We start from the raw sequence: 20,006 nt of genomic DNA, 5'->3' as shown, positions 1-20,006 counted from the left end.
GGCACCAATATCTACCTTGTGTATTTATGTTCTATTAAATACGTTCTGCGATCAGATCACCCATCTGTATTGTTCCGACCTGCGTCTTTCCCTCGTCCATGATATCGATCGTACGATATCCGTCTTTAAGTACCTGCTTCACGGCATTCTCGATCGCATCGGCTTCTTTTTCCAGATCAAAGGAATAACGAAGCATCATCGCTGCAGATAAAATAGTTGCGATTGGATTCGCCTTATCTTGTCCTGCAATATCCGGTGCAGATCCATGACTCGGCTCGTATAGACCTAACTTCGTTGCACCAAGGCTTGCAGAAGACAACATACCGATCGATCCGGTCACCATACTTGCCTCATCTGATAAAATATCACCAAACATATTCTCTGTAAGGATCACATCAAACTGCTTTGGATCACGCACAAGCTGCATCGCACAGTTATCTACTAACATATGAGTAAGTTCCACTTCCGGATAATCCTTTGCCACTTCCTCGACAACACTTCTCCACAAACGGGAAGAATCCAAAACATTCGCTTTATCCACGCTGCAAACCTTTTTACCACGCTTCATTGCGACATCAAATCCCCATTTGGCGATACGGCGTATTTCATTTTCATCATACGTCAACGTGTCGATCGCTTTCTTAACACCATTCTCTTCAACCGTCTTACGATCCCCAAAATACAGACCGCCGGTAAGCTCACGCATTACCACAAAATCAAATCCACCCTCTGTCAGTTCCGGTTTCAACGGACATGCACCGCTAAGTTCATCAAACAACACAGCCGGACGAATATTAGCATATAATTCCAGTCCCTTACGAATCTTCAGTAATCCTGCCTCCGGTCGTTTATCCGGTGGAAGCTGATACCAATTAGACTGTCCGACGTTGCCACCCACGGCACCTAACAACACGGAGTCGCTTGCTTTCGCAGCTTCCAGTGTCTCCTCGGTCAACGGCTCTCCATAAGCATCAATGGAACATCCACCCATTAACAGCTCCTGATATGTAAACTCATGACCATATTTCTGTCCAACCTTGTCTAATACCTTTCTTGCCTCTCTGACAATTTCCGGACCGATACCATCACCAGGTATCACGGCTACCTTATAATTCATTGGAACCTCCATTCTGCGGTCTTTTCTCTGTACGCCATAAAGAACGCATTACCATCAAAATTTGCATTTTATAAAGAATCTTAAAACGCATCACATTATAGTTTATACAGAATCACTTTTTGTGTCAAGTGTTGGGTGATGCAAACTTATTTCGTTATGCTCCTCATGCAATAGTTAATCCGTCGATTTGCATAGTGCGATCAATCTGCTTGTTCCAAGGCGGTCAGCCCCCAGCCTTAAGAAACGCTCTGCATCTTCTAACGATGAGATTCCTCCTGCAGCCTTGACTTTCACTGAATCTCCTACATATTTTTGCAACAGTGCCACATCTTCAAACGTAGCCCCTCCGGTCGAAAATCCGGTTGAAGTCTTAATATAATCCGCCCCTGCCTTTGTAACGATCTCACACATTTTGATCTTTTCCTCTTTGCTCAAAAGACAAGTCTCAATGATGACTTTTAAGACTTTCCCCTCGCAGGCTGCCCGTATTTCTTTCACTTCCTGCAGTACCTCTTCAAAGCGGTCATCCTTCACACGATTGATATTGATCACCATATCAATTTCATCCGCACCATCTTCCACTGCCTCTTTCGTCTCTGCCACTTTCGCAGCTGTTGTCTGATAGCCATTTGGAAAACCGATCACCGTACAGATCTTCAAGCGGTCTTCGACATAATCACGTGCCTCTTTGACATAACAAGGTGGAATACACACACTTGCCACATGATACTGCATTCCCTCATCGCAAAGTGTCTTGATCTGCTCCCATGTAGCATCCTGTTTTAATAATGTATGATCTAAATGCTGCAATATCTTTTTCTTATCCATAATGTCCTCCCTACTCGTTATTGTTTTCCGGTAGTTCCAAAGCCGCCTCTGTCTTTGCCCTCCAAATGTTCTACTTCCTCGAATAAGATTTCCGGCTGATTTTTCATTATACGAAACTGGCAGATCCTGTCGTTTACATGAATCTGTGTATCGCGCATTGCAATGACCGGCATACGCCACATATCGTTATCTCCGCAGTAAGATCCGTCTACCACACCACAATGATTTGCCTGTATCACGCCAAAATTTTTATAGGTGCTGCTGCGCGGTACGATATGTGCCTCATATCCTTTGGGAAGTTCCATTGCCACACCAAGTGGCACCAAAGCAAACTCACCCTGTTTTAATGTAACTTCTTCAGAAGCTCGCAGATCGATCCAATCACTTTTCCCATCGATATAAGCAAGTTTATCGATCTTGTCCGTAAAATATTTAATCTTGATCTGTTCCATGTTAATCCTCTTTTCTGTTTACAGATGTCCGCGCAGACCATTTTGCCAAATTCGCAGGTTATCTGCAATTCCGTAGTTTTTAATACTGTTTGTGCCGCAATTGCAGCATTTCTACCAACTATATCATACTGAAAATATTATTTCAATCTTTCACTCCTGACTGACAAGAGGCATACAATAATCCAAAACTATGTGTGATTTTTAAAGAATCACAGAAATGAGGTTCTATGTCTCACGATCTATATGCAGCAAAAGATATGCCGGATAGAGGTTTTTTTCAGGCAAATATCACATCTCGCCGAACCTCCAGACCGATTGCCGGAGCCAAGATACAGATCCGTAATATCAATGATGCAAACGATATAATTGAAGAAACCGAAACAAACAGTGCCGGCAAAAGTGATCTGATCACTCTGCCCGCACCGCCATTGGAGTATAGCATGATGCCGGGTACTGATCGCCCATATTCTACGTATTCGATCCAAATAACTGCTCCAAATTTTGAACCGGTAGAAATCAGCGGTGCTGAAATCTTATCCGGACAGACCGCTTTACAAAATACAACTCTGATTCCAAAACCCAACACACCGGAAGCCAACGAAGAACTGTTTGTAATACCACCTCATACGTTATACGAAAAATACCCGCCAAAAATTCCCGAAGAGGAAATCAAAACAATAGAAGAAACCGGTGAAATTGTACTAAGCCGTGTCGTTATCCCCGCTGGTGTTCGAACAACATGCAATATTCTTATGGTTCCAAACACCTCGTACCATCGCTCCTGACCATTTATCTGTTATCTGATCCTGCGGTATTCTTAAAATTCCGGTGCGACGATATATCTCCGGTGTCGCTATGTGATCCTCATTGAGTTTATTTGCGATCTGCACGGAAGATTGTCCCGCTCTTCTCATATTTTGTATGTTTGTTAAAACAGAAAACGTCTGATCATGTTCTAATACTCTCTTGCCATTCCGGTAACAGATCCGATATCCATATGGAGCCTTGGCACCGATAAAATTTCCTTGTTCCCTTTGCTGACGTTTCGCCAACCGTACCTTGTATCCGGTATCTACTGCATACCATTCATTTAATAAATTTTTCAATCCAACGATCAGCATCTGCTCCGTAAGTCTTGCACTGTCATAATGATCCGTCACGGTAATCACCCGCACATTATTTGCCGGAAAGAAGTATTCCAGATACCATCCCAATTGCAGATGTTCTCTCCCCAGTCTGGACAGATCCTTCGCAATAACTGCATCTAATAATCCCAAACGACAATCCTCTATCATCTGCTGAAATTCCGGTCTTTGAAAGTTTGTTCCACTATACCCATAGTCCACATAAACCTTTCGTTGTTGACATTCGGTATGTTGATCCAAATATTGACCAACCAGTAACAATTGATTCTCGATTGACATTTCCTCTCTCTCCGTATTTCGAACGGAAAGCCTTGCATAAATTCCTATACGCTGACACAATATATTATTCATCTGCTCTGACACTTCCAAAATAAAGATTCTTCAATGATCGGCGGCACCGCCTTATCCGTACTGATCCATTCTTCAGGTGGCACTTTACATCTCTGTGCCAGTTTATAGTTGATCTTTCTCGTTTTGCCCTGTTGAAGGATCCCAATATATAATTGATTTTTCAAAATACGTCGAACTGCGACCGGCGACCATAGGAGCACTTTTTGTGTGTCCGTATTGTCGGACAGGCAAGATTGACCACTTGTTTCATTTACGTCCTTATTGTTAGTCATATTCGATAAACTATTTTGTTTTCTTCTGTCCACAAAACCGGACTTATAAGACTGCCCGCTTATCTTCTTATATACGTACGGCGATGGGATCAATAAAACATTCAAAAACGCACAAATCTTTTCCGCGGAATGCCCTGCATTTTTCCAATGAAATATCTTTTGTACAACATCTGCCGTCTGCCTATCGACAACTAATTTGTGCTTATTGATCATCGCTTTTTGATAACCGTACGGTGCAAAAGCACCTACGTAATCTCCCTGCCTGCGTCTGGCCTCCTGACTGTTTTTGACCTTTCTGGAAATATCTCTGCAATAAGCATCATTCATCAAATTGAGGATTGGAAGCAACAACGCCTTTTCACCAAACAAAGCACTAGCACTATCGTAATGGTCTGCCACCGCAATAAAACGTATCCCCCACTGTGGGAACCACTTTTTCAAATACCATCCGGTCTGTATATACTCTCGTCCGAAACGAGATAGATCCTTGACAAGAATGCAATCTACCTTTCCATCTCTCGCAGCCTGCAGCATTCGCTGCAACGCCGGCCTTTCAAAACTGCTTCCGCTATACCCATCGTCAACCCATTCGCCTGTAAAACAAAGCTCCGGTCTTGCCGCAATATAGTCCATCAACATTACACGCTGATTTCTGATGCTGTTACTCTCAATGGCGGTTCCCTCATCTTCTCTAGATAGTCTTAGGTAAAGGGCACATCTCCAAATTTCCTGTTGTCTTTCGGTGATGCGGCTCTGCCATAATATCTCTCGTTCATGCCCATCATCTGTCCCTGTATACGGACACGATAAAGCAGAAGGATCCGTCTCTCTTCCCGATACGGACCCTCCTGCTGATATTTCGTCGTAATGTACCACTCTAACTGTTCCATGCTTCACTGATAACCTGCTTTCGCACATAGCCGATTCATTTTCTAACTAAAATAATGCCGGCTGCAGTTTCTGAACTGCCATGCTTTTTTTACAGTCTATTCATCACTTTCTGCACGCATTCCCTCTAAAAACTTTTGTACTTCCTCCCACGCCGTTGCCGATTCCGGTATTTGTGACAATCCCATCTGAAATACATGAAACATTCCGGCATAGCACTGTGCCGTTGCCCGACCACCGCATTGCTGTACTTTCTGTGCAGCGCACTCGCCATCACTTCGCAGCATTTCAATCTCACCTACCTGTATCAACATAGGCGGCAGACCGGAAAAATCCCCAAACAACGGCGACAGATATGGATCTTTCGGATCATGATCATCTCGATAATCTCCTCGATAGATCATACTTTCTTTCGTCCCGCCAAACATCGGATCTTTGTCATAATTGTCCGTGTAGGAACCCCCGGACGCTGTCATGTCCAACCATGGAGACATCAATACAAGCTTGGCCGGCATTGGTCTGTCATGTTCACGCAGCCACATGCAGAGTGCTACCGCAAGACCACCTCCCGCAGAATCGCCTGCTACAAAGATTTGATCTCCCGTATAACCCATATCCAAAATCATTTCATAAGATGCAATGGCATCTAGCAGCGCCGATGGATGAGTATGTTCCGGTGCCACCCGGTAATCCGTACTAAATACCTTCATTCCACCGCACATCATTGCATATTTATAAGCAAAACTTCGATAAATATTGCGCAGTGGATTCACATATCCCCCGCCGTGCAAGTGGAGCAATGCATATTTGCCGGGAATCGGAGGCTGCACCACCTCAACCATGCAATTTGCAAGCTTTTTCCGTTCCCAAAGCACATCCTCCGGCTTACGCCACAACGGTTCCTTATCAACCAGATGCCGCTGCAACTCTCCCATCTTGATCTTCGGTCCGATCAAACGGTTTCCCGCCGCCAGCCGAATACATTCTTTTACTAACTTTGCCTGAAAACTCTGCTCTTGCACACGCTACCTCCATATACTTTATCCCCATCCGGGAATCATAATCTTTCCACTTTAACCGTAAATTGTCACTGCTTTATCCTAACACCACCCATACGCAGATCGTTTCGCATCCTTTATATATAAAAACGCCTTCGCAGCTCACTCTTCGCCTTGCGGGAACCGGCAAGTACCGCAACACCAAATAACACAAGGGTAACTAACAGTACGATCCAAGCAAACAGCGGATTTCCTTCTTTGGCAAAAATCCCAATGCAAAGATTGATCACTGCTAACGCAATAGCATACACCTGTGTCGTCAGATAACTCGTCCAATTAGTACGATTAATCAGCATTCCTCCCCCCAAAAACAGATCCAGCACTAATATGCTGCATGACATACCATACTGTACTGACCAGCCATGAAAACCAAGCCCTGCATCTAATGAGAGCAAAAATAAAATCGTTGCAAATGTCTGAATAAACAGCTTGCGAATATGGCTTTTATTCCATGCTGTAAGATAGTGCATCGAAAAAATTCCATACGCAAAAACCACTGCTGTCACAAAAGACCAGCGATGTCCCGCATCCAAATAATAATTCAACACAAAAAGTAACACCTGTATTAAGATCAAAGCAAACGTAAAGGACCATACGATACGCTTTGCCATACGCGTTTTGTGGAATATTGCCGGATACATATTAACCAATACATTGTCAGATTCTTTGGTCAACACCCGACCACAAAACAAACAGGTTTTTGCATTATCCGCAATCCTAAGACGACAATTTTTACATATTCGATCACTCATAATACACCCCATTACTTTCTATCGTAACTTCAATACCATCTTCAACTAATTTCCGGAAAAACCGTCGCTGTATTGATACATCACGCAGCGTTGAACTGAAATTCAACACTAATTCATCCCGATAAGAACAAAGCAGCGCTTTAATATGCTGTCCTGTTGACATAGCGATCATTCCATGAAATTTTTCTATGAAAGGCTCATATTCTTTCTGTACCTGAAAGGCTCCAATATTCGTAAGCGTACTCGTATTCGCTCTAGCCGAAGAGCGATATACAAAACGCATAGCAAGCACTTTAATAAACATTGGAACTGAGCGTAGAAAAATGTTTTTCTGATTGGACACATTATAGGAAAACAATTCTTCCAAATGTTCTTTTGTGATCTGCTCACGCAAACTCATTGTCACCAATTCCAAAATCCTGTCAAATGATTCCCCGGTCCGATCGGCTGCATATACCGCACTGACCATGACGAAAAAATTTCTCGTTGTTACAGACTCAAAATACGGTCTCAAATTCACAGGAACCGCTACTGCGATTGGACGGCTTGACGGGTTCTCCTTAAGATACTCCTTGTATATGCTGTAAATAAATACAGCCGTCATATATTCATTGATACTAACGTCCCTCTGATGACAAACCTGTTTCACTGCAGAAAGAGACATACTTCCATGGATCACACCAAGTTCTCCGGTCGGAAGATGTTCTCCCTTAACCTCTACGGCACGTGCTGTTTTATAACCCTTGTTATGACTTTTCTTATAATTTTTGACATAGCTGTCCTCCGTGCTTAAAGACGTCAGATCCGATAAACCTTTCTGTCCGCCGAAGTCCGTCTCAGGATGTGCCAATCGCAAATAACAATACGTTAATTCCCGCAAAAAATTAACGGCTCCCATACCATCTGCCAACACATGAAATACCTCCAAATTAATGCGATTGCGATAATAACTCACTCGAAACAAATAGCCGTTATTTTCATAGGGTTCAATATAACTGCAAGGATATTTATCCTCTAATTCCACCAATGGCGGTGCCTTATAATTTGTCTCAAAATAATTCCAAAACAATCCTTTGCGCATACGTACCCGAAAGGTATCAAACACCGGAAGTACTTCATCCAGTGCCTGCTGCAATAAATCCCGTTCAACATGATCCGACAGCGTCACGCTGATCCGATACACGTTAGTCATATTCTGCGTTGCAATAGCCGGAAAAAGGTTGGCGGTATTATCAAGTCGTTCCCAGGCGGCTACTTCTCTTTTTTTTCGCCGGCTGACATTTTGCTGCTTTTCAAGCTGTTGTCTGTTTTTACGCCGTTTTTTCCGCTTCCTTTTCTCCTGTTTCCACCGCTCTTTGCCACGATTACGATCGCGTTCACTCATACTGTTACTCCTTACCTGTAAGACGCCGGGTAACGAAAGCTGTCTTCGAACTCCATCCCCCGAATATATAATCGTCCATGATGGACCACCATCGGACTCCCGCGCCAAAAACTATTATGTCAAATATAAAGATTATATTAAAAATGTTGCCTCCAGTGAAATCTATGCCACTTGGCCGGAGGAAACACTGATTGCTAATATTCTTGCCATTCAGTCCATTACGCTCAACCGCGTATATACCGAATGGTACCGCAATAAAAACTATGATTTTACGATCACATCCTCTACTGCCTATGATCAAAAATGGATCTCCGGACGCAATATTTATGCTTCCATATCACAAACTGTAGATTCCATTTTTTCCAATTATCTGGCACGGCCTAATATTACACAGCCGATCTTTACACAATACTGTGACGGACGTCAAGTATCCTGTCCTAACTGGATGCGGCAGTGGGAATCCAAAACGCTTGGTGACCGCGGCTACTCTGCCATCGAAATACTACGCTATTTCTACGGTAATTCCATGTACATCGCTTCCTCAGAGGAAATTTCCGGAGTGCCATCTTCCTGGCCTGGCTCAGATCTGACGATCGGCAGCAGCGGTCAAAAAGTACGCCAGCTGCAGCAACAGCTTAACACGATCGCCGGTGCTTACCCACTGATTCCAAAACTTGCTGTAGATGGTATTTACGGAAAAAAGACAGCGGAAGCAGTCAAAACCTTTCAACAGATCTTTAACCTTCCGGCAACAGGCGTAACTGACTATCCGACCTGGTATAAAATCAGCGAGATTTATGTTGGCGTAAGCCGTATTGCTGAACTGATGTGATCAGTCAACTCCATAAAAATGCTCACAAAGACGGATCAACGCATCCAGATCTTTTGTTCCGGCTGTCTCCATTGCCGAATGCATCGCCCACTGTGCCAGCCCAATATCCACTGATGGTATCGACACATGCGCCGTTGAGATATTTCCTAACGTGGAACCACCGGCAATATCCGAACGGTTATGGTACGATTGACAAGGCACACCCGCTCCTTTGCACAGCGTACGCAAATATCCTGACGTCATGGCATCGGATGTATACTTTTGACCACCGTGAAATTTAAGCACGATCCCACCATTAAGCAAAGGCTGATTGGTGGGGTCCGCTTTGCTTTCATAATTCGGATGGATCCCATGCGCATTATCTGCAGAGATCAAAAAACTGTTGGTGATCATTCGCCTCTTACCACCATCGGAGATTCCGATCGCTTCTGTGATCCAGGTGATCACATCCTCCAAAAAAGTAGAATCTGCTCCTTGTCTCGTCCCGCTTCCCACTTCCTCATTATGGAAAACCGCCGCCATCGCTATCTTATTGTGAACACGTGAGGAAAGCAGTCCTTGTATAACACCATAAGCGCATTGTTGATCATCCAGTCTCGGTGCCAATATCCATTCTCCGTCTCTGCCAACAAAGTGTCCCTTTTCACGGACATATAAATACAATTCCTGCCCTACGATCTGGCCTGGCTGTACTCCGGCTGCACCGGCTGCCAATTCACGGATCCCGGCACCATCTTCCTGCGCATAAACCGGAAGCATATCCTCTTGCACATTAAACGTCTTGCCGGCATTTACGTTGCGATCCATATGAATTGCCAAACTCGGTATAACAAGCAGATCGCGGTCAATCGAAACCAATCTGCTCTCTATCCCATGTTCTCCGGCAACTGCTACTCGTCCGGCAATTGAAAGTGCACGATCAAACCAACTGGAGAGTATCATTCCACCATATTTTTCTACATTTAATGTTATATAATATTTCTTCTTAATCTCCGGGTGCTCTTTGATCAAAAAAGCCGGCGAATCACTGTGGGCTGCCGCAATATGAAATCCAACCGGCTCTTGTTCCGGCATTCGCCAAGCGATCAGTGATGCATCGTTACGTATTGTATAATAAGCCTTGCCATACTCTATATTCATCGGCTTATTCTCCGGAAGATATACAAAGCCTGCCGCATCTAACTGTCGGCGCATATTGTATACAACGTGAAATGCACTTGGACTCTGCTCTATAAAGGTTAATAATTTCTCTGCATTCTCATTACTCATATGGATCACCCTGCCCTTTCCGGTATTCTTACTGCGAATCCTATACCACCAGCTAATATCTGCCTATTATTATACCCATTTTTAATAGATAACGCAATTCCCTGCATCGACATCCACCATATTATATTCATTCCGCAAAGCTAGATTTTTTCGGTTCGAAAATCTTTAAGCATACAAATAAATTTTCTTGATTTCCGCCCCCATTTACGATATACTTTTATCTGAATACAAATGTATGCCTGTGGGCGGAATGGAGGATAATATGAAATTTGGTTTTTTTGACGATCCGAATAAGGAATATGTCATCACTACACCGAAAACACCGCTTCCTTGGATCAATTATCTTGGAAGTAACAACTTCTTTTCTTTAATTTCCAATACTTGCGGTGGTTATAGTTTTTATAAGGACGCTAAACTTCTTCGTTTAACGCGTTATCGTTACAATAACATCCCGAACGATGAAGGCGGCCGTTATTATTACATCAAAGATGGTAATACAGTTTGGAACCCTGGCTGGCAGCCTGTAAAGGCAGAGTTGGACTCTTATGAATGTCGTCACGGTATGGGTTACAGCCGTTTCACTTCCGTTAAAAACGGTTTAAAGGCATCTTTGCTTGCTTTTGTACCTGTCAATGATAACTGTGAGGTTAATCAGCTTACTCTGACCAACGAAAGCAACGAGAAAAAATCATTCTCTGTATTTTCATATATTGAGTTTTGTCTCTGGAATGCCATGGATGATATGACAAACTATCAGCGTAACTTAAATATCGGTGAAGTTGAAGTCATTGATTCTACAATCTATCACAAAACAGAGTACCGTGAGCGTCGTAACCACTTTGCAGTTTATTCAGTAAACTGTCCGGTAGACGGCTTTGATACAAGCCGCGATGAATTTTTAGGTGCTTACCGTGGAGTTACGGATCCTCAGGTTGTTGCCGAGGGCAAATCTCATAACTCTGTTGCCAGCGGATGGTATCCGATCGGATCTCATCAGATTAATATTACTTTGGAGCCGGGTGAGTCAAAAAGCCTTATCTTCGTACTGGGCTACTGTGAGAATCCGGAAGACCAGAAGTTTACTGCACCAAATGTTATCAATAAGAAACCTGCTGATGAATTATTGGCAAAATATCAGACAGATGCACAGGTAGATGCCGCTCTTGCTGAATTGAAAGAGAATTGGGAAAATCTGTTATCTAAATTTACCGTAAGATCTGATGAAGAAAAACTTGATCGCATGGTAAATATCTGGAACCAGTATCAGTGTATGGTTACCTTTAACATGTCACGTTCCGCTTCTTACTACGAGTCCGGTATCGGTCGTGGTATGGGATTCCGTGATTCCTGTCAGGATCTGCTCGGTTTCGTTCATCTGATCCCTGAGCGTGCAAGAGAAAGAATCATTGATATTGCTTCTACGCAGTTTGAAGACGGAAGCGCTTATCATCAGTATCAGCCTCTTACCAAAAAAGGTAATGCAGACATCGGATCCGGCTTTAACGATGATCCTTTGTGGCTGATCGCAGGTACTTCAGCATATATCCGCGAGACAGGCGATACTTCTATCTTAGAAGAAATGGTACCGTTTGATAATGATGAATCCAAGGCAGTTCCGTTAATGGAGCATTTAAAGAGATCTTTCGATTACATTGTGAATCACAAAGGACCTCATAATCTTCCACTCATCGGACGCGCCGACTGGAATGACTGCCTCAACTTAAACTGCTTCTCTGAGCATCCGGGTGAATCTTTCCAGACCTTTGGTCCTAGTGAAGGTCCGGTTGCTGAGTCCGTTTTTATCGGTGGAATGTTTGTAAAATATGGTAAAGAATATGCTGATCTGTGTGCTTACACAGGTAATCAGGCTGAAGCTGACCGTGCACTTGCTGAAGTTGAAGCAATGAACAAAGCAGTGCTAGCAGACGGCTGGGACGGCGAATGGTTTGTCCGTGCTTATGATGCACAGAGCAACAAAGTCGGTTCCAAAGAATGCGAAGAAGGTCAGATCTACATTGAGCCTCAGGGCTTCTGCGTTCTCGCCGGTATCGGTGTTGAGACAGGTGAAGCTAAGAAAGCATTGGATTCTGTAAAAGAAAAACTGGATACAAAGTACGGTATTGTATTGTTACAGCCGCCTTACACCAAATACCATGTAGAACTTGGAGAAATCTCCTCTTATCCACCTGGATATAAAGAGAATGCAGGTATCTTCTGCCACAATAACCCTTGGGTATCTTGTGCTGAGACTGTTATCGGTCGTGGTAACCGTGCTTTCGAGATCTACAAAAAGACTTGTCCTGCTTATATCGAGGATATCAGCGAGATCCATTGCACAGAGCCATATGTATACTCTCAGATGATCGCCGGTAAAGATGCGCACTTCTTCGGACAGGCTAAGAACAGCTGGCTTACAGGTACCGCTGCCTGGACATTTGTAAATGTTTCTCAGTATATCTTAGGTGTTGTTCCAACTCTCAATGGTTTGAGCGTTGATCCTTGTATTCCATCCGAGATGGGAACCTCTTTCACTATGACACGTAAGTATCGCGAAGGTGTGTATAACATCAAGGTTGAAAACCCAAATAAGGTTGAAAAAGGCGTTGCCAAGATCGTTGTAGACGGCAAAGAATATACAGGAACCACTGTTATCCCTTATGAGAAGGGCAAAACTTCATACGATGTAACTATCGTAATGGGCTGATCAATGGTCATCCTCTAATAAGATGATAGCATCAAAAAACAGACAGCGATGGAAACGTTGCTGTCTGTCATAAAGGTTCTATTATCCTTTCATGAAAAATAGCACAGATTGGTACCAACTTCCAAAAAATCAACTTGGAAGGGCACCTCATATCTGTGCTATTTTTAGATTTAAAATGATAATAATTTAACACTCCATTTTTATCTTTATACGCTGATCATTACTATCGAATTCTTATTGTATACGTTGATAGGTGATAAATTCATATATCACATTTTGCTGTGGATCTTTTTGCAGAAAAGACTGCTCGCAGATTTCCCAATCCTGGCTTTCATCTAAATTCGGGAAATAAGCATCTGCCTCATATTGACGATGCACTTTTGTAATATAAGCTGTATCACAATACGGAAGCAGCAGGCGATATACTTCTTCCCCACCAATTACATAGACTTCCTGACCCGGATACTGTTTCACATACTGTTTGAGTTCCTGCAGGCTATGTAATACCTGCGCACCTTCAAAACAATACGTCTCATCCGTAGAAAGAACTATATTGGTGCGATCAGGCAACGCCCGTGCACCCGGAAGTCCCCCCATTGTTTTTCTGCCTCCAACAACAATCTTTCCGATCGTATGCGCCTTAAATGCTTTTTTATCAGCCGGGATATCAACCAACAATTGTCCCTGTCTGCCAATTCCCCAATGGTCATCTACACATGCGATCAACTTCCAGTCATATCTATACTCTACATCCATGTCTATTGATCATCCTCACCATCTGCACTTTGAAACAGATAGGCATACTCTCTTGGTACATATGCTTTTACTTTGGTGCCATCATTTTCATAACTTTCTTCCAACACCTGACCATATTTACGCAACAAATTGATCTGAGAACCATCTGTATAAGGAATTATTTTGTCGATAAGTACCTGGCCGGCTTTCAGCAATTCGCTCAACGCGTCTAACATTTCCTCCACGCCTTCTCCCGAACGTGCTGAAATGCGAACTGTTCGGTCTGCACGCAGATCTTTGAGCACCTGCTCTCCCTCTAAACGATCAATCTTATTAAATGCAGTGACGATCTGTTTATCGCCAATTTCCAGCTTACGAAGTGTTTCATACACTGTATGCATCTGCATATCCAGATCCGGATTCGAGCAATCTACGACATGCAAAATAATATCTGCGTATTTTGCCTCCTCCAATGTACTTCGAAATGCTCGGATCAAATGATGTGGTAATTTGCGAATAAACCCAACCGTATCCGTAAAAAGCATTTCTTCACCGTCTTCACGAACAAGCTTGCGGGTAGTTGGATCCAGTGTTGCAAACAACTGATCCTCCGACAAAACACCTGCTCCGGTCAAATAATTGAGTAACGTTGATTTTCCTGCGTTGGTATATCCTACGATTGCAACAACCGGTGTAGGATTCTCCTGCCTCTTCTTACGAGTCAACTCTCTGGTACGTTTCACCTGCTCCAATTCACGTTTCACAAGCGTAATACGTTCCTTGATCAGACGCCGATCCATCTCCAGTTTCTGCTCACCGGGACCTCTCGTACCAATTCCTCCACCCAGACGGGATAATTCGCTGCGTCCTCCTACCAAATGCGAAGCACGGTATCTAAGCTGTGCTAATTCTACCTGTAACTTTCCCTCGCTGGTCGATGCTCTTTTGGCAAAAATATCAAGTATCATAACCGTTCGATCAATGACCTTGATCTCCAATGCATCCTGAAGATTGTGATATTGTGCCGGAGATAACTCATCATCACATACTACCGTATCTGCATCCAGAGAGATCGCCAGATTCTTAATCTCCTCTATTTTTCCTTTACCCACATACGTTCCGGCATGCACTTTTTCTCTATTCTGTATTACTTTAGCAACAGTCACCGCACCCGCCGTCTGTCCCAATTCTTCCAACTCATCCAGAGATTGTTCGGTATCGTCTCCATCCGCCGTCGCAACAGCGACCAAAATAATGCGTTCTTTCTGCTCTTCGGTCTCAAACATTACTATCTAACCAAACCTTTCTCTTTACCTTTGTTTTTTCTTACTATGATTTCCGATACGAGTTGCTATAAACTTTGCTTCCTTCGCCATTTCTTTATCATATGGATAGGTTTGTAAATATTCTGCCGCCAATTCTTTAGCCTGTCTCATTTTGCCCATTCGCTCCAACAGAATCACACGATTACGAAGCAGATTCTGATAAGCCATCGTCACACCAAGATCAAGTCCCTGTTCTAAATAATCTTCTGCCTGTCCATAATCCTGTAACTCAATATAACAGCCCGCAAGCTCGCTATACACTTCCGGCAGAGCGCATACTGCTCCGTTCTGTGCTTTCAAATATTTGGTGTACTTCTTAATTGCATTCTCAAAATCACCACGTATCCGCAAGACCTTACCTTGATAAAATAACGCATCGGTGCTTTTTTCTTTTTCGGCATCGCTCAATATATCCTCTGCATCTGCAAGCTTATCCAGACAAATATAAGCTCGTCCGATCTGCGTTTTGGCTTCTGCATCTGCGCCATGTATTGATACCAATTTTTCAAGCACATCTTTCGCATCGCTTTCCCTACCGGCATCGTTGTAAACATTATAGCATCCAAAATACGCCTCATAACATTTCTCATCAACTGAAATTGCTTTCAAAAAGTCTTCGGCAGCAGAATCATACTCACTCATACTCTGTTTGATCTGACCACGCAGAACAAGACCATCCGCATCCTTTGCATTTTCTTTTATAAGCTGGTCTAAGGCACCAAGTGCCCCTAATGAATCTCCGGAAGCCCACTGTGCCATTGCTAATGTCGCATAAATATCACCATTTAGTGACTTACTTTCTGATATCTCTAACGCTTTATCACATTGTTTCTTTGCCTTATCATATTCATGAATACCATAATAGGCAAGCGCCTCTCCATAATATAAACGCTTATTATTTTGTCTGGAAATTTTATTATCAACCTTCTGATACGCTTTTTCAAACTGCTTTATCGCCTTTTTATAGCTTCCCAGATGATTTAATGTCATTCCATAATCAATATAATACTCTGCTTTGTCTTTGTTTTCTGCAATGGCTTCCTTGAAGGAAGCTGCTGCCTTTTCATAACTACCGCTCTCTGCCAAAGCCACAGCCTGCTTATAGGCTTTCTGTGCCTTGCCACAACCGGCAAGCAGAACCATTGTTCCACATAATATCCCCATCAAAGCCCACTTCTTTACTCTCATGCCAACCTCCATTGTCTTGCTCTGATCATTATCTATTATTATCCTAATGCCTGCTCCTCATCACGAAACAGCATCTTTTCATATTCCTCTGCAGGCATCGGTTTTGCATAATAATACCCCTGCACATATTCACAGCCGATATTCTTCAAGAAACGCACCTGGCTTTCCTTTTCAACGCCTTCCGCAATAACCGGCATCTCAAGCACCTTTGCCATATTTACTACAGAAGCCAGTATATTCTCACCTCTGCCCGGTATCTCAGTATCCGACATAAATTTCATGTCAATCTTTAAAACATCTACTGCAATATCTTTCAAAACATTTAATGACGAATAACCACTGCCAAAATCATCCATCAATATTGTAAATCCACGTTTCTGTAAATCTTTCATTGCCTCACGGATCATATATGGATTGGATGTATAAGCGCTCTCCGTCAATTCCAGTTGAAATAATTCCGGCGGAATATTATAAGTTGCAACCAGATCACTGATCACTTCCACTAATTTCGGATTGTATACACTGACACGTGATACATTTACAGAAATCGGCATCGGATCATACCCTTTGTCCAGCCAGCTACGCAACAATTTACACGCATGCTCCCATACATAAAAATCCAGTTTCATAATAAATCCGTTCCGCTCAAAGATTGGAATAAACTCTCCCGGAGAGATCATCTTTTGATCGGACGCCTTCCAGCGTACTAATACCTCAGCTCCGGCAAATTTGCCCTCCTGTATATCATATTTTGGTTGCAAAAACAGAACAAACTTCTCTTCCTGCAATGCAGACCGAGTCATATTTACAATACGCTGTTCCTGAATAAGATCCTGACTCATTTCATCCTGATAAAAGGCATAGTTCTGAATATAACTTCCTTTGCAGATCTTTGTTGCAAGCTTAGCATTATCATACATATCATTGACTTCCATCTTTAGATCTTTGATCAAATAAAACCCAAACACCGGAATCATTTCAAATTCCGGAATGATCTCACGAATCTCCTTGCGGAAACGATATGATAAATCTGACAGCTCACTCTCCTTTTCATACGACATGCAGATTGCAAATACATCTGCGCGCATACGCCCAAAGGTCACATGATTCTTAGATGCAACAAATTGTCGTATCTTATCAGCCACCTCACAAAGAAATTCATCACCCCGGTGAATGCCAAAAAAGGAATTGACCAAATTAAATTTGGCAATGTCGAGCCTTATCATTGCATACTGCTCCTCAGGAAACGCATCTAACATTTCTCTCGTTGCTTTTTGGAAATAATCTCGTCCATACAACCCGGTCAACGAATCAAAAGCCTCAACATGCTGTAACTTACGCAAAATCTGTGCACGACTTCTCTCGATCGCATTGTGCAGTCGAAAATGAATGATTCGCTCATTGTACGGCTTGCGGATGAAATCCCAGGCACCAAGCTCCAAACTATGTGTCTCACATTCTATATTATCATCTCCGGTAGAAACAATGACCGGAATATTCTGCAGTATCGCATCACTGCAATATTCTTCCAAAAAGGAAAACCCATTCATATCCGGCATCACCAGATCTAAAACAATGGCTGCATATTTATGTGGCTGTGCTTTCAGCATTTGAAGTGCCTGCTTACCGTCCGAAGCTGTCTCCACTTCATACTCTGCCTCCAATATCTTGACAAGAAGCTTCCGATTTACTTCCTCGTCATCTACCACCAATACATAATCATTCATTTTGTGCTACCTCCGCATCTCTATAGGCCCCATATATGCCTTTAACCTTTATTTTAACATATTTTCATCTGCCTGTCTCTTCATTTTTCATAAAAATGAGATTTTTTTCCACAACAGACGTTTGTCATTTTTTTTATAATATGCTAAAATAATATATAATCATGAACAACGGAAGGGGAAGAATATGGCTGGAGCATACAAATCAAACGAATCCTTAGAAAACTATTTGGAGACAATCTTAGTGTTAAGCCGAAAATTACCTGTTGTCCGCTCGGTTGATATTGCCAACGAACTCAACTTTAAGAAGCCGAGTGTCAGCGTTGCAATGAAAAATCTTCGTGAGAAACAGTATATCACTGTCACTGACTCCGGTTTTATTTATTTGACCGATAGCGGCAAACAGATTGCTGAAATGATTTATGAGCGGCACGAATTTTTGATGAAATTTTTAGTTTCTTTGGGCGTGTCAGAAAGTGTTGCATCCGAAGATGCATGTCGTATTGAACATGTGATCAGTAAAGAAAGTTTTGCTGCACTAAAGACTCACATTACACAGCAACCCTAGTACATAATATATAAAAGAGTATTTTCTTATACCCTAAAAAGAAGCCATACAGGAAATAACCTGTATGGCTTTTTGTATATACGGGAATAAATTACGCCTTATACTTTTTGATCATATCCATAAGCTCTTTCTTGGACTGTAATCCGGTCAGCTTTTCCTGAACTTCTCCATCCCGAAAGAGGATTAAAAACGGAATTGCGACAACTTTATACGATTGCGCAAGTCCCATATTCGCATCGACATCCACCTTACAAACTTTAACATCCGGACATTCTTCATCAATCTCCGCTAAGATCGGAGCGATCATCTGGCATGGTCCGCACCACTGCGCCCAAAAATCCACCAAGACTAAGCCTTTCTGCTTAATAACTTCCTCTTCAAATGTATCTATTGTTGCATGTATCATTTCTAAACCTCCATTTCTTATCGATGTACTCTCGGTATCTTCGGCTTAAGCATAACCGAAAATTTGTGTTTGGTCAAGGGAACCCATATTGTGTTTCCTGCATAAACTACAGTATCCCACTTTATGAGAATTTTACTCACAAAGATTTGGAGAAATTTATGATCCGGGAAGAGAGGATTATTTATGTATGAAATTTGCGAGCTGATCCGATACGGCAACGATGAACGCCAGTTAGCACTAGAACAATTATTTGCAAAAGCGGGTGTCAAAACATGCAGTCAGGCAGTATCTGCTTCAAAAAGCACCACAAGCAGACCGTATCTGCATTCTTGTGGACAGTCTTCTTCCCTGCAGACAATACTGCTTCCTGTGCCATGTGACGAAAAAACACTGCAACAGGCATATGAGGAGGCACCTGCAGGTTCTCTGATTTTAGGTGGTAATCTTCCTGCTGCATTTGTAAAATGCTGTCAGGAACGCGGTCTGCATATCTATGACTATATGAAATCCTCTGCCATAGCAATATGGAATGCTGTTGCAACCGCTGAAGGTGCCATCTGCGAAGCAATTCGCCACTCTCCCTATAACTTGTATCAGCATACCTGTCTTGTCATGGGTTACGGACGCTGCGGAAAGGTGTTGGCAGATCGTCTGACAAACCTCGGTGCCACAGTGATCATCTCTGCCAGATCTTCTGAAAAAACAGCCTGTGCAGAAGTCTCACACTGTCTTAATCTAACCGAGTCAACAGATCTTTCAACCTGCCAATGGTTATTTAACACTGTGCCTGCTCCCATTGTCGGCAAAAGTCTTATCGACCGACTTCCTGACACTGCCGTGATCATAGATCTTGCCAGTGCACCGGGCGGCTGCGATCTCACATATTGCGCTCAAAAAGGATTGGATGCCGCATTATATCCCGGTCTGCCGGCAAAATACGCCCCAAAAAGTTCTGCTGAGATTATTTTTCAGCATTTAAATGATATATTTGTAATCGGATAGAAAGGA

General features: G+C 42.8%; 19 protein-coding genes and 1 pseudogene. 5 read left to right on the top strand and 15 right to left on the bottom strand.

Annotation, left to right across the window (positions count from 1 at the left end):
* Positions 1-34 precede the first annotated feature (34 nt).
* The 3 genes from leuB to ACSAJE_RS01645 all read right to left on the bottom strand — a co-directional run bounded on the left by leuB (position 35) and on the right by ACSAJE_RS01645 (position 2,397).
* Positions 35-1,117 (bottom strand): 3-isopropylmalate dehydrogenase, encoded by a 1,083-nt coding sequence (gene leuB / locus ACSAJE_RS01655; RefSeq protein WP_118690126.1) that lies wholly within the window; start codon positions 1,115-1,117, stop codon positions 35-37.
* A gap of 174 nt (positions 1,118-1,291) precedes the next feature.
* Positions 1,292-1,945: a deoxyribose-phosphate aldolase gene (deoC, locus tag ACSAJE_RS01650; protein WP_458009526.1), complete on the bottom strand. Its 654-nt coding sequence runs from the start codon at positions 1,943-1,945 to the stop codon at positions 1,292-1,294.
* A gap of 17 nt (positions 1,946-1,962) precedes the next feature.
* On the bottom strand, positions 1,963-2,397 hold the full coding sequence (locus ACSAJE_RS01645) for a dUTP diphosphatase (protein ID WP_118506917.1): 435 nt from the start codon (positions 2,395-2,397) through the stop codon (positions 1,963-1,965).
* A 227-nt stretch (positions 2,398-2,624) separates the two neighbouring features.
* On the opposite strand from ACSAJE_RS01645, the gene ACSAJE_RS01640 reads away from it, so the two are divergent.
* A complete protein-coding gene (locus tag ACSAJE_RS01640) occupies positions 2,625-3,182 on the top strand; it encodes a carboxypeptidase-like regulatory domain-containing protein (protein ID WP_458009525.1) in 558 nt (185 codons plus the stop codon).
* Here ACSAJE_RS01640 and ACSAJE_RS01635 read toward each other — a convergent pair.
* From ACSAJE_RS01635 to ACSAJE_RS01610, 6 genes are all read right to left on the bottom strand, one after another.
* Positions 3,099-3,893 carry a recombinase family protein gene (locus ACSAJE_RS01635; RefSeq protein ID WP_458009524.1) on the bottom strand — a complete coding sequence of 265 codons (795 nt, stop codon included), beginning with the start codon at positions 3,891-3,893 and terminating at the stop codon, positions 3,099-3,101. The genes ACSAJE_RS01640 and ACSAJE_RS01635 overlap by 84 nt on opposite strands.
* Positions 3,890-4,822, bottom strand: a complete 933-nt coding sequence (locus ACSAJE_RS01630) for a recombinase family protein (protein ID WP_458010042.1) — start codon at positions 4,820-4,822, stop codon at positions 3,890-3,892. The genes ACSAJE_RS01635 and ACSAJE_RS01630 overlap by 4 nt, the downstream gene beginning before the upstream one ends.
* A gap of 44 nt (positions 4,823-4,866) precedes the next feature.
* Positions 4,867-5,055: a hypothetical protein gene (locus ACSAJE_RS01625; RefSeq protein ID WP_444156034.1), complete on the bottom strand. Its 189-nt coding sequence runs from the start codon at positions 5,053-5,055 to the stop codon at positions 4,867-4,869.
* Positions 5,056-5,151: 96 nt separating this feature from the next.
* Positions 5,152-6,075: an alpha/beta hydrolase gene (locus ACSAJE_RS01620; RefSeq protein WP_458009523.1), complete on the bottom strand. Its 924-nt coding sequence runs from the start codon at positions 6,073-6,075 to the stop codon at positions 5,152-5,154.
* Positions 6,076-6,188: 113 nt separating this feature from the next.
* Positions 6,189-6,863 (bottom strand): DUF6320 domain-containing protein, encoded by a 675-nt coding sequence (locus ACSAJE_RS01615; RefSeq protein WP_022025484.1) that lies wholly within the window; start codon positions 6,861-6,863, stop codon positions 6,189-6,191.
* Positions 6,856-8,247: a hypothetical protein gene (locus ACSAJE_RS01610; RefSeq protein WP_458009522.1), complete on the bottom strand. Its 1,392-nt coding sequence runs from the start codon at positions 8,245-8,247 to the stop codon at positions 6,856-6,858. The genes ACSAJE_RS01615 and ACSAJE_RS01610 overlap by 8 nt, the downstream gene beginning before the upstream one ends.
* Positions 8,248-8,293: 46 nt before the next feature.
* On the opposite strand from ACSAJE_RS01610, the pseudogene ACSAJE_RS01605 reads away from it, so the two are divergent.
* Positions 8,294-9,079 (top strand): annotated as a pseudogene (locus tag ACSAJE_RS01605) (peptidoglycan-binding protein); the annotation flags it as partial.
* Here the strand turns inward: ACSAJE_RS01605 and ACSAJE_RS01600 are convergent.
* On the bottom strand, positions 9,080-10,348 hold the full coding sequence (locus ACSAJE_RS01600; protein WP_118506923.1) for a M18 family aminopeptidase: 1,269 nt from the start codon (positions 10,346-10,348) through the stop codon (positions 9,080-9,082). It lies immediately after the preceding pseudogene.
* Between the two features lie 262 nt (positions 10,349-10,610).
* Between ACSAJE_RS01600 and ACSAJE_RS01595 the strand changes: the two genes are divergently transcribed.
* Entirely contained in the window at positions 10,611-13,052 is a 2,442-nt protein-coding gene (locus ACSAJE_RS01595; protein WP_458009521.1) for a GH36-type glycosyl hydrolase domain-containing protein, read from the top strand.
* Between the two features lie 234 nt (positions 13,053-13,286).
* Here the strand turns inward: ACSAJE_RS01595 and ACSAJE_RS01590 are convergent, their stop codons facing one another.
* From ACSAJE_RS01590 to ACSAJE_RS01575, 4 genes are read right to left on the bottom strand one after another with little or no spacing between them, the layout of a single operon-like run.
* Positions 13,287-13,808 carry a dihydrofolate reductase gene (locus tag ACSAJE_RS01590; RefSeq protein WP_458009520.1) on the bottom strand — a complete coding sequence of 174 codons (522 nt, stop codon included), beginning with the start codon at positions 13,806-13,808 and terminating at the stop codon, positions 13,287-13,289.
* Positions 13,809-13,810: 2 nt separating this feature from the next.
* Positions 13,811-15,073 (bottom strand): GTPase HflX, encoded by a 1,263-nt coding sequence (gene hflX / locus ACSAJE_RS01585; protein WP_118690116.1) that lies wholly within the window; start codon positions 15,071-15,073, stop codon positions 13,811-13,813.
* Positions 15,074-15,097: 24 nt separating this feature from the next.
* Entirely contained in the window at positions 15,098-16,300 is a 1,203-nt protein-coding gene (locus ACSAJE_RS01580; RefSeq protein ID WP_182448180.1) for a tetratricopeptide repeat protein, read from the bottom strand.
* A 38-nt stretch (positions 16,301-16,338) separates the two neighbouring features.
* Positions 16,339-18,027: a two-component system response regulator gene (locus ACSAJE_RS01575; RefSeq protein ID WP_458009519.1), complete on the bottom strand. Its 1,689-nt coding sequence runs from the start codon at positions 18,025-18,027 to the stop codon at positions 16,339-16,341.
* Between the two features lie 184 nt (positions 18,028-18,211).
* Here ACSAJE_RS01575 and ACSAJE_RS01570 point away from each other — a divergent pair, with 184 nt between their 5' ends.
* Positions 18,212-18,592: a metal-dependent transcriptional regulator gene (locus ACSAJE_RS01570; protein ID WP_118690113.1), complete on the top strand. Its 381-nt coding sequence runs from the start codon at positions 18,212-18,214 to the stop codon at positions 18,590-18,592.
* A gap of 91 nt (positions 18,593-18,683) precedes the next feature.
* Here ACSAJE_RS01570 and trxA read toward each other — a convergent pair whose 3' ends face one another.
* Positions 18,684-18,998, bottom strand: coding sequence for a thioredoxin (gene trxA / locus ACSAJE_RS01565; protein ID WP_458009518.1), 315 nt, complete (start codon positions 18,996-18,998; stop codon positions 18,684-18,686).
* 183 nt (positions 18,999-19,181) lie between these two features.
* Between trxA and ACSAJE_RS01560 the strand changes: the two genes are divergently transcribed.
* Positions 19,182-20,000: an NAD(P)-dependent oxidoreductase gene (locus ACSAJE_RS01560; protein ID WP_458009517.1), complete on the top strand. Its 819-nt coding sequence runs from the start codon at positions 19,182-19,184 to the stop codon at positions 19,998-20,000.
* The last annotated feature ends 6 nt before the right edge of the window (positions 20,001-20,006 follow it).

The organism is Jutongia sp. SJQ-6, from assembly GCF_054161275.1.
This window is presented reverse-complemented; position numbering and strand designations above follow the sequence as displayed.

Excerpts from the sequence above, each read along its gene's own strand:
- leuB (WP_118690126.1), bottom strand. The coding sequence starts at position 1,117 with ATGAATTATAAGGTAGCCGTGATACCTGGTGATGGTATCGGTCCGGAA.
- deoC (WP_458009526.1), bottom strand. The coding sequence starts at position 1,945 with ATGGATAAGAAAAAGATATTGCAGCATTTAGATCATACATTATTAAAA.
- ACSAJE_RS01645 (WP_118506917.1), bottom strand. The coding sequence starts at position 2,397 with ATGGAACAGATCAAGATTAAATATTTTACGGACAAGATCGATAAACTT.
- ACSAJE_RS01640 (WP_458009525.1), top strand. The coding sequence starts at position 2,625 with ATGTCTCACGATCTATATGCAGCAAAAGATATGCCGGATAGAGGTTTT.
- ACSAJE_RS01635 (WP_458009524.1), bottom strand. The coding sequence starts at position 3,893 with ATGAATAATATATTGTGTCAGCGTATAGGAATTTATGCAAGGCTTTCC.
- ACSAJE_RS01625 (WP_444156034.1), bottom strand. The coding sequence starts at position 5,055 with ATGGAACAGTTAGAGTGGTACATTACGACGAAATATCAGCAGGAGGGT.
- ACSAJE_RS01615 (WP_022025484.1), bottom strand. The coding sequence starts at position 6,863 with ATGAGTGATCGAATATGTAAAAATTGTCGTCTTAGGATTGCGGATAAT.
- ACSAJE_RS01610 (WP_458009522.1), bottom strand. The coding sequence starts at position 8,247 with ATGAGTGAACGCGATCGTAATCGTGGCAAAGAGCGGTGGAAACAGGAG.
- ACSAJE_RS01600 (WP_118506923.1), bottom strand. The coding sequence starts at position 10,348 with ATGAGTAATGAGAATGCAGAGAAATTATTAACCTTTATAGAGCAGAGT.
- ACSAJE_RS01595 (WP_458009521.1), top strand. The coding sequence starts at position 10,611 with ATGAAATTTGGTTTTTTTGACGATCCGAATAAGGAATATGTCATCACT.
- ACSAJE_RS01590 (WP_458009520.1), bottom strand. The coding sequence starts at position 13,808 with ATGGATGTAGAGTATAGATATGACTGGAAGTTGATCGCATGTGTAGAT.
- hflX (WP_118690116.1), bottom strand. The coding sequence starts at position 15,073 with ATGTTTGAGACCGAAGAGCAGAAAGAACGCATTATTTTGGTCGCTGTT.
- ACSAJE_RS01580 (WP_182448180.1), bottom strand. The coding sequence starts at position 16,300 with ATGAGAGTAAAGAAGTGGGCTTTGATGGGGATATTATGTGGAACAATG.
- ACSAJE_RS01575 (WP_458009519.1), bottom strand. The coding sequence starts at position 18,027 with ATGAATGATTATGTATTGGTGGTAGATGACGAGGAAGTAAATCGGAAG.
- ACSAJE_RS01570 (WP_118690113.1), top strand. The coding sequence starts at position 18,212 with ATGGCTGGAGCATACAAATCAAACGAATCCTTAGAAAACTATTTGGAG.
- trxA (WP_458009518.1), bottom strand. The coding sequence starts at position 18,998 with ATGATACATGCAACAATAGATACATTTGAAGAGGAAGTTATTAAGCAG.
- ACSAJE_RS01560 (WP_458009517.1), top strand. The coding sequence starts at position 19,182 with ATGTATGAAATTTGCGAGCTGATCCGATACGGCAACGATGAACGCCAG.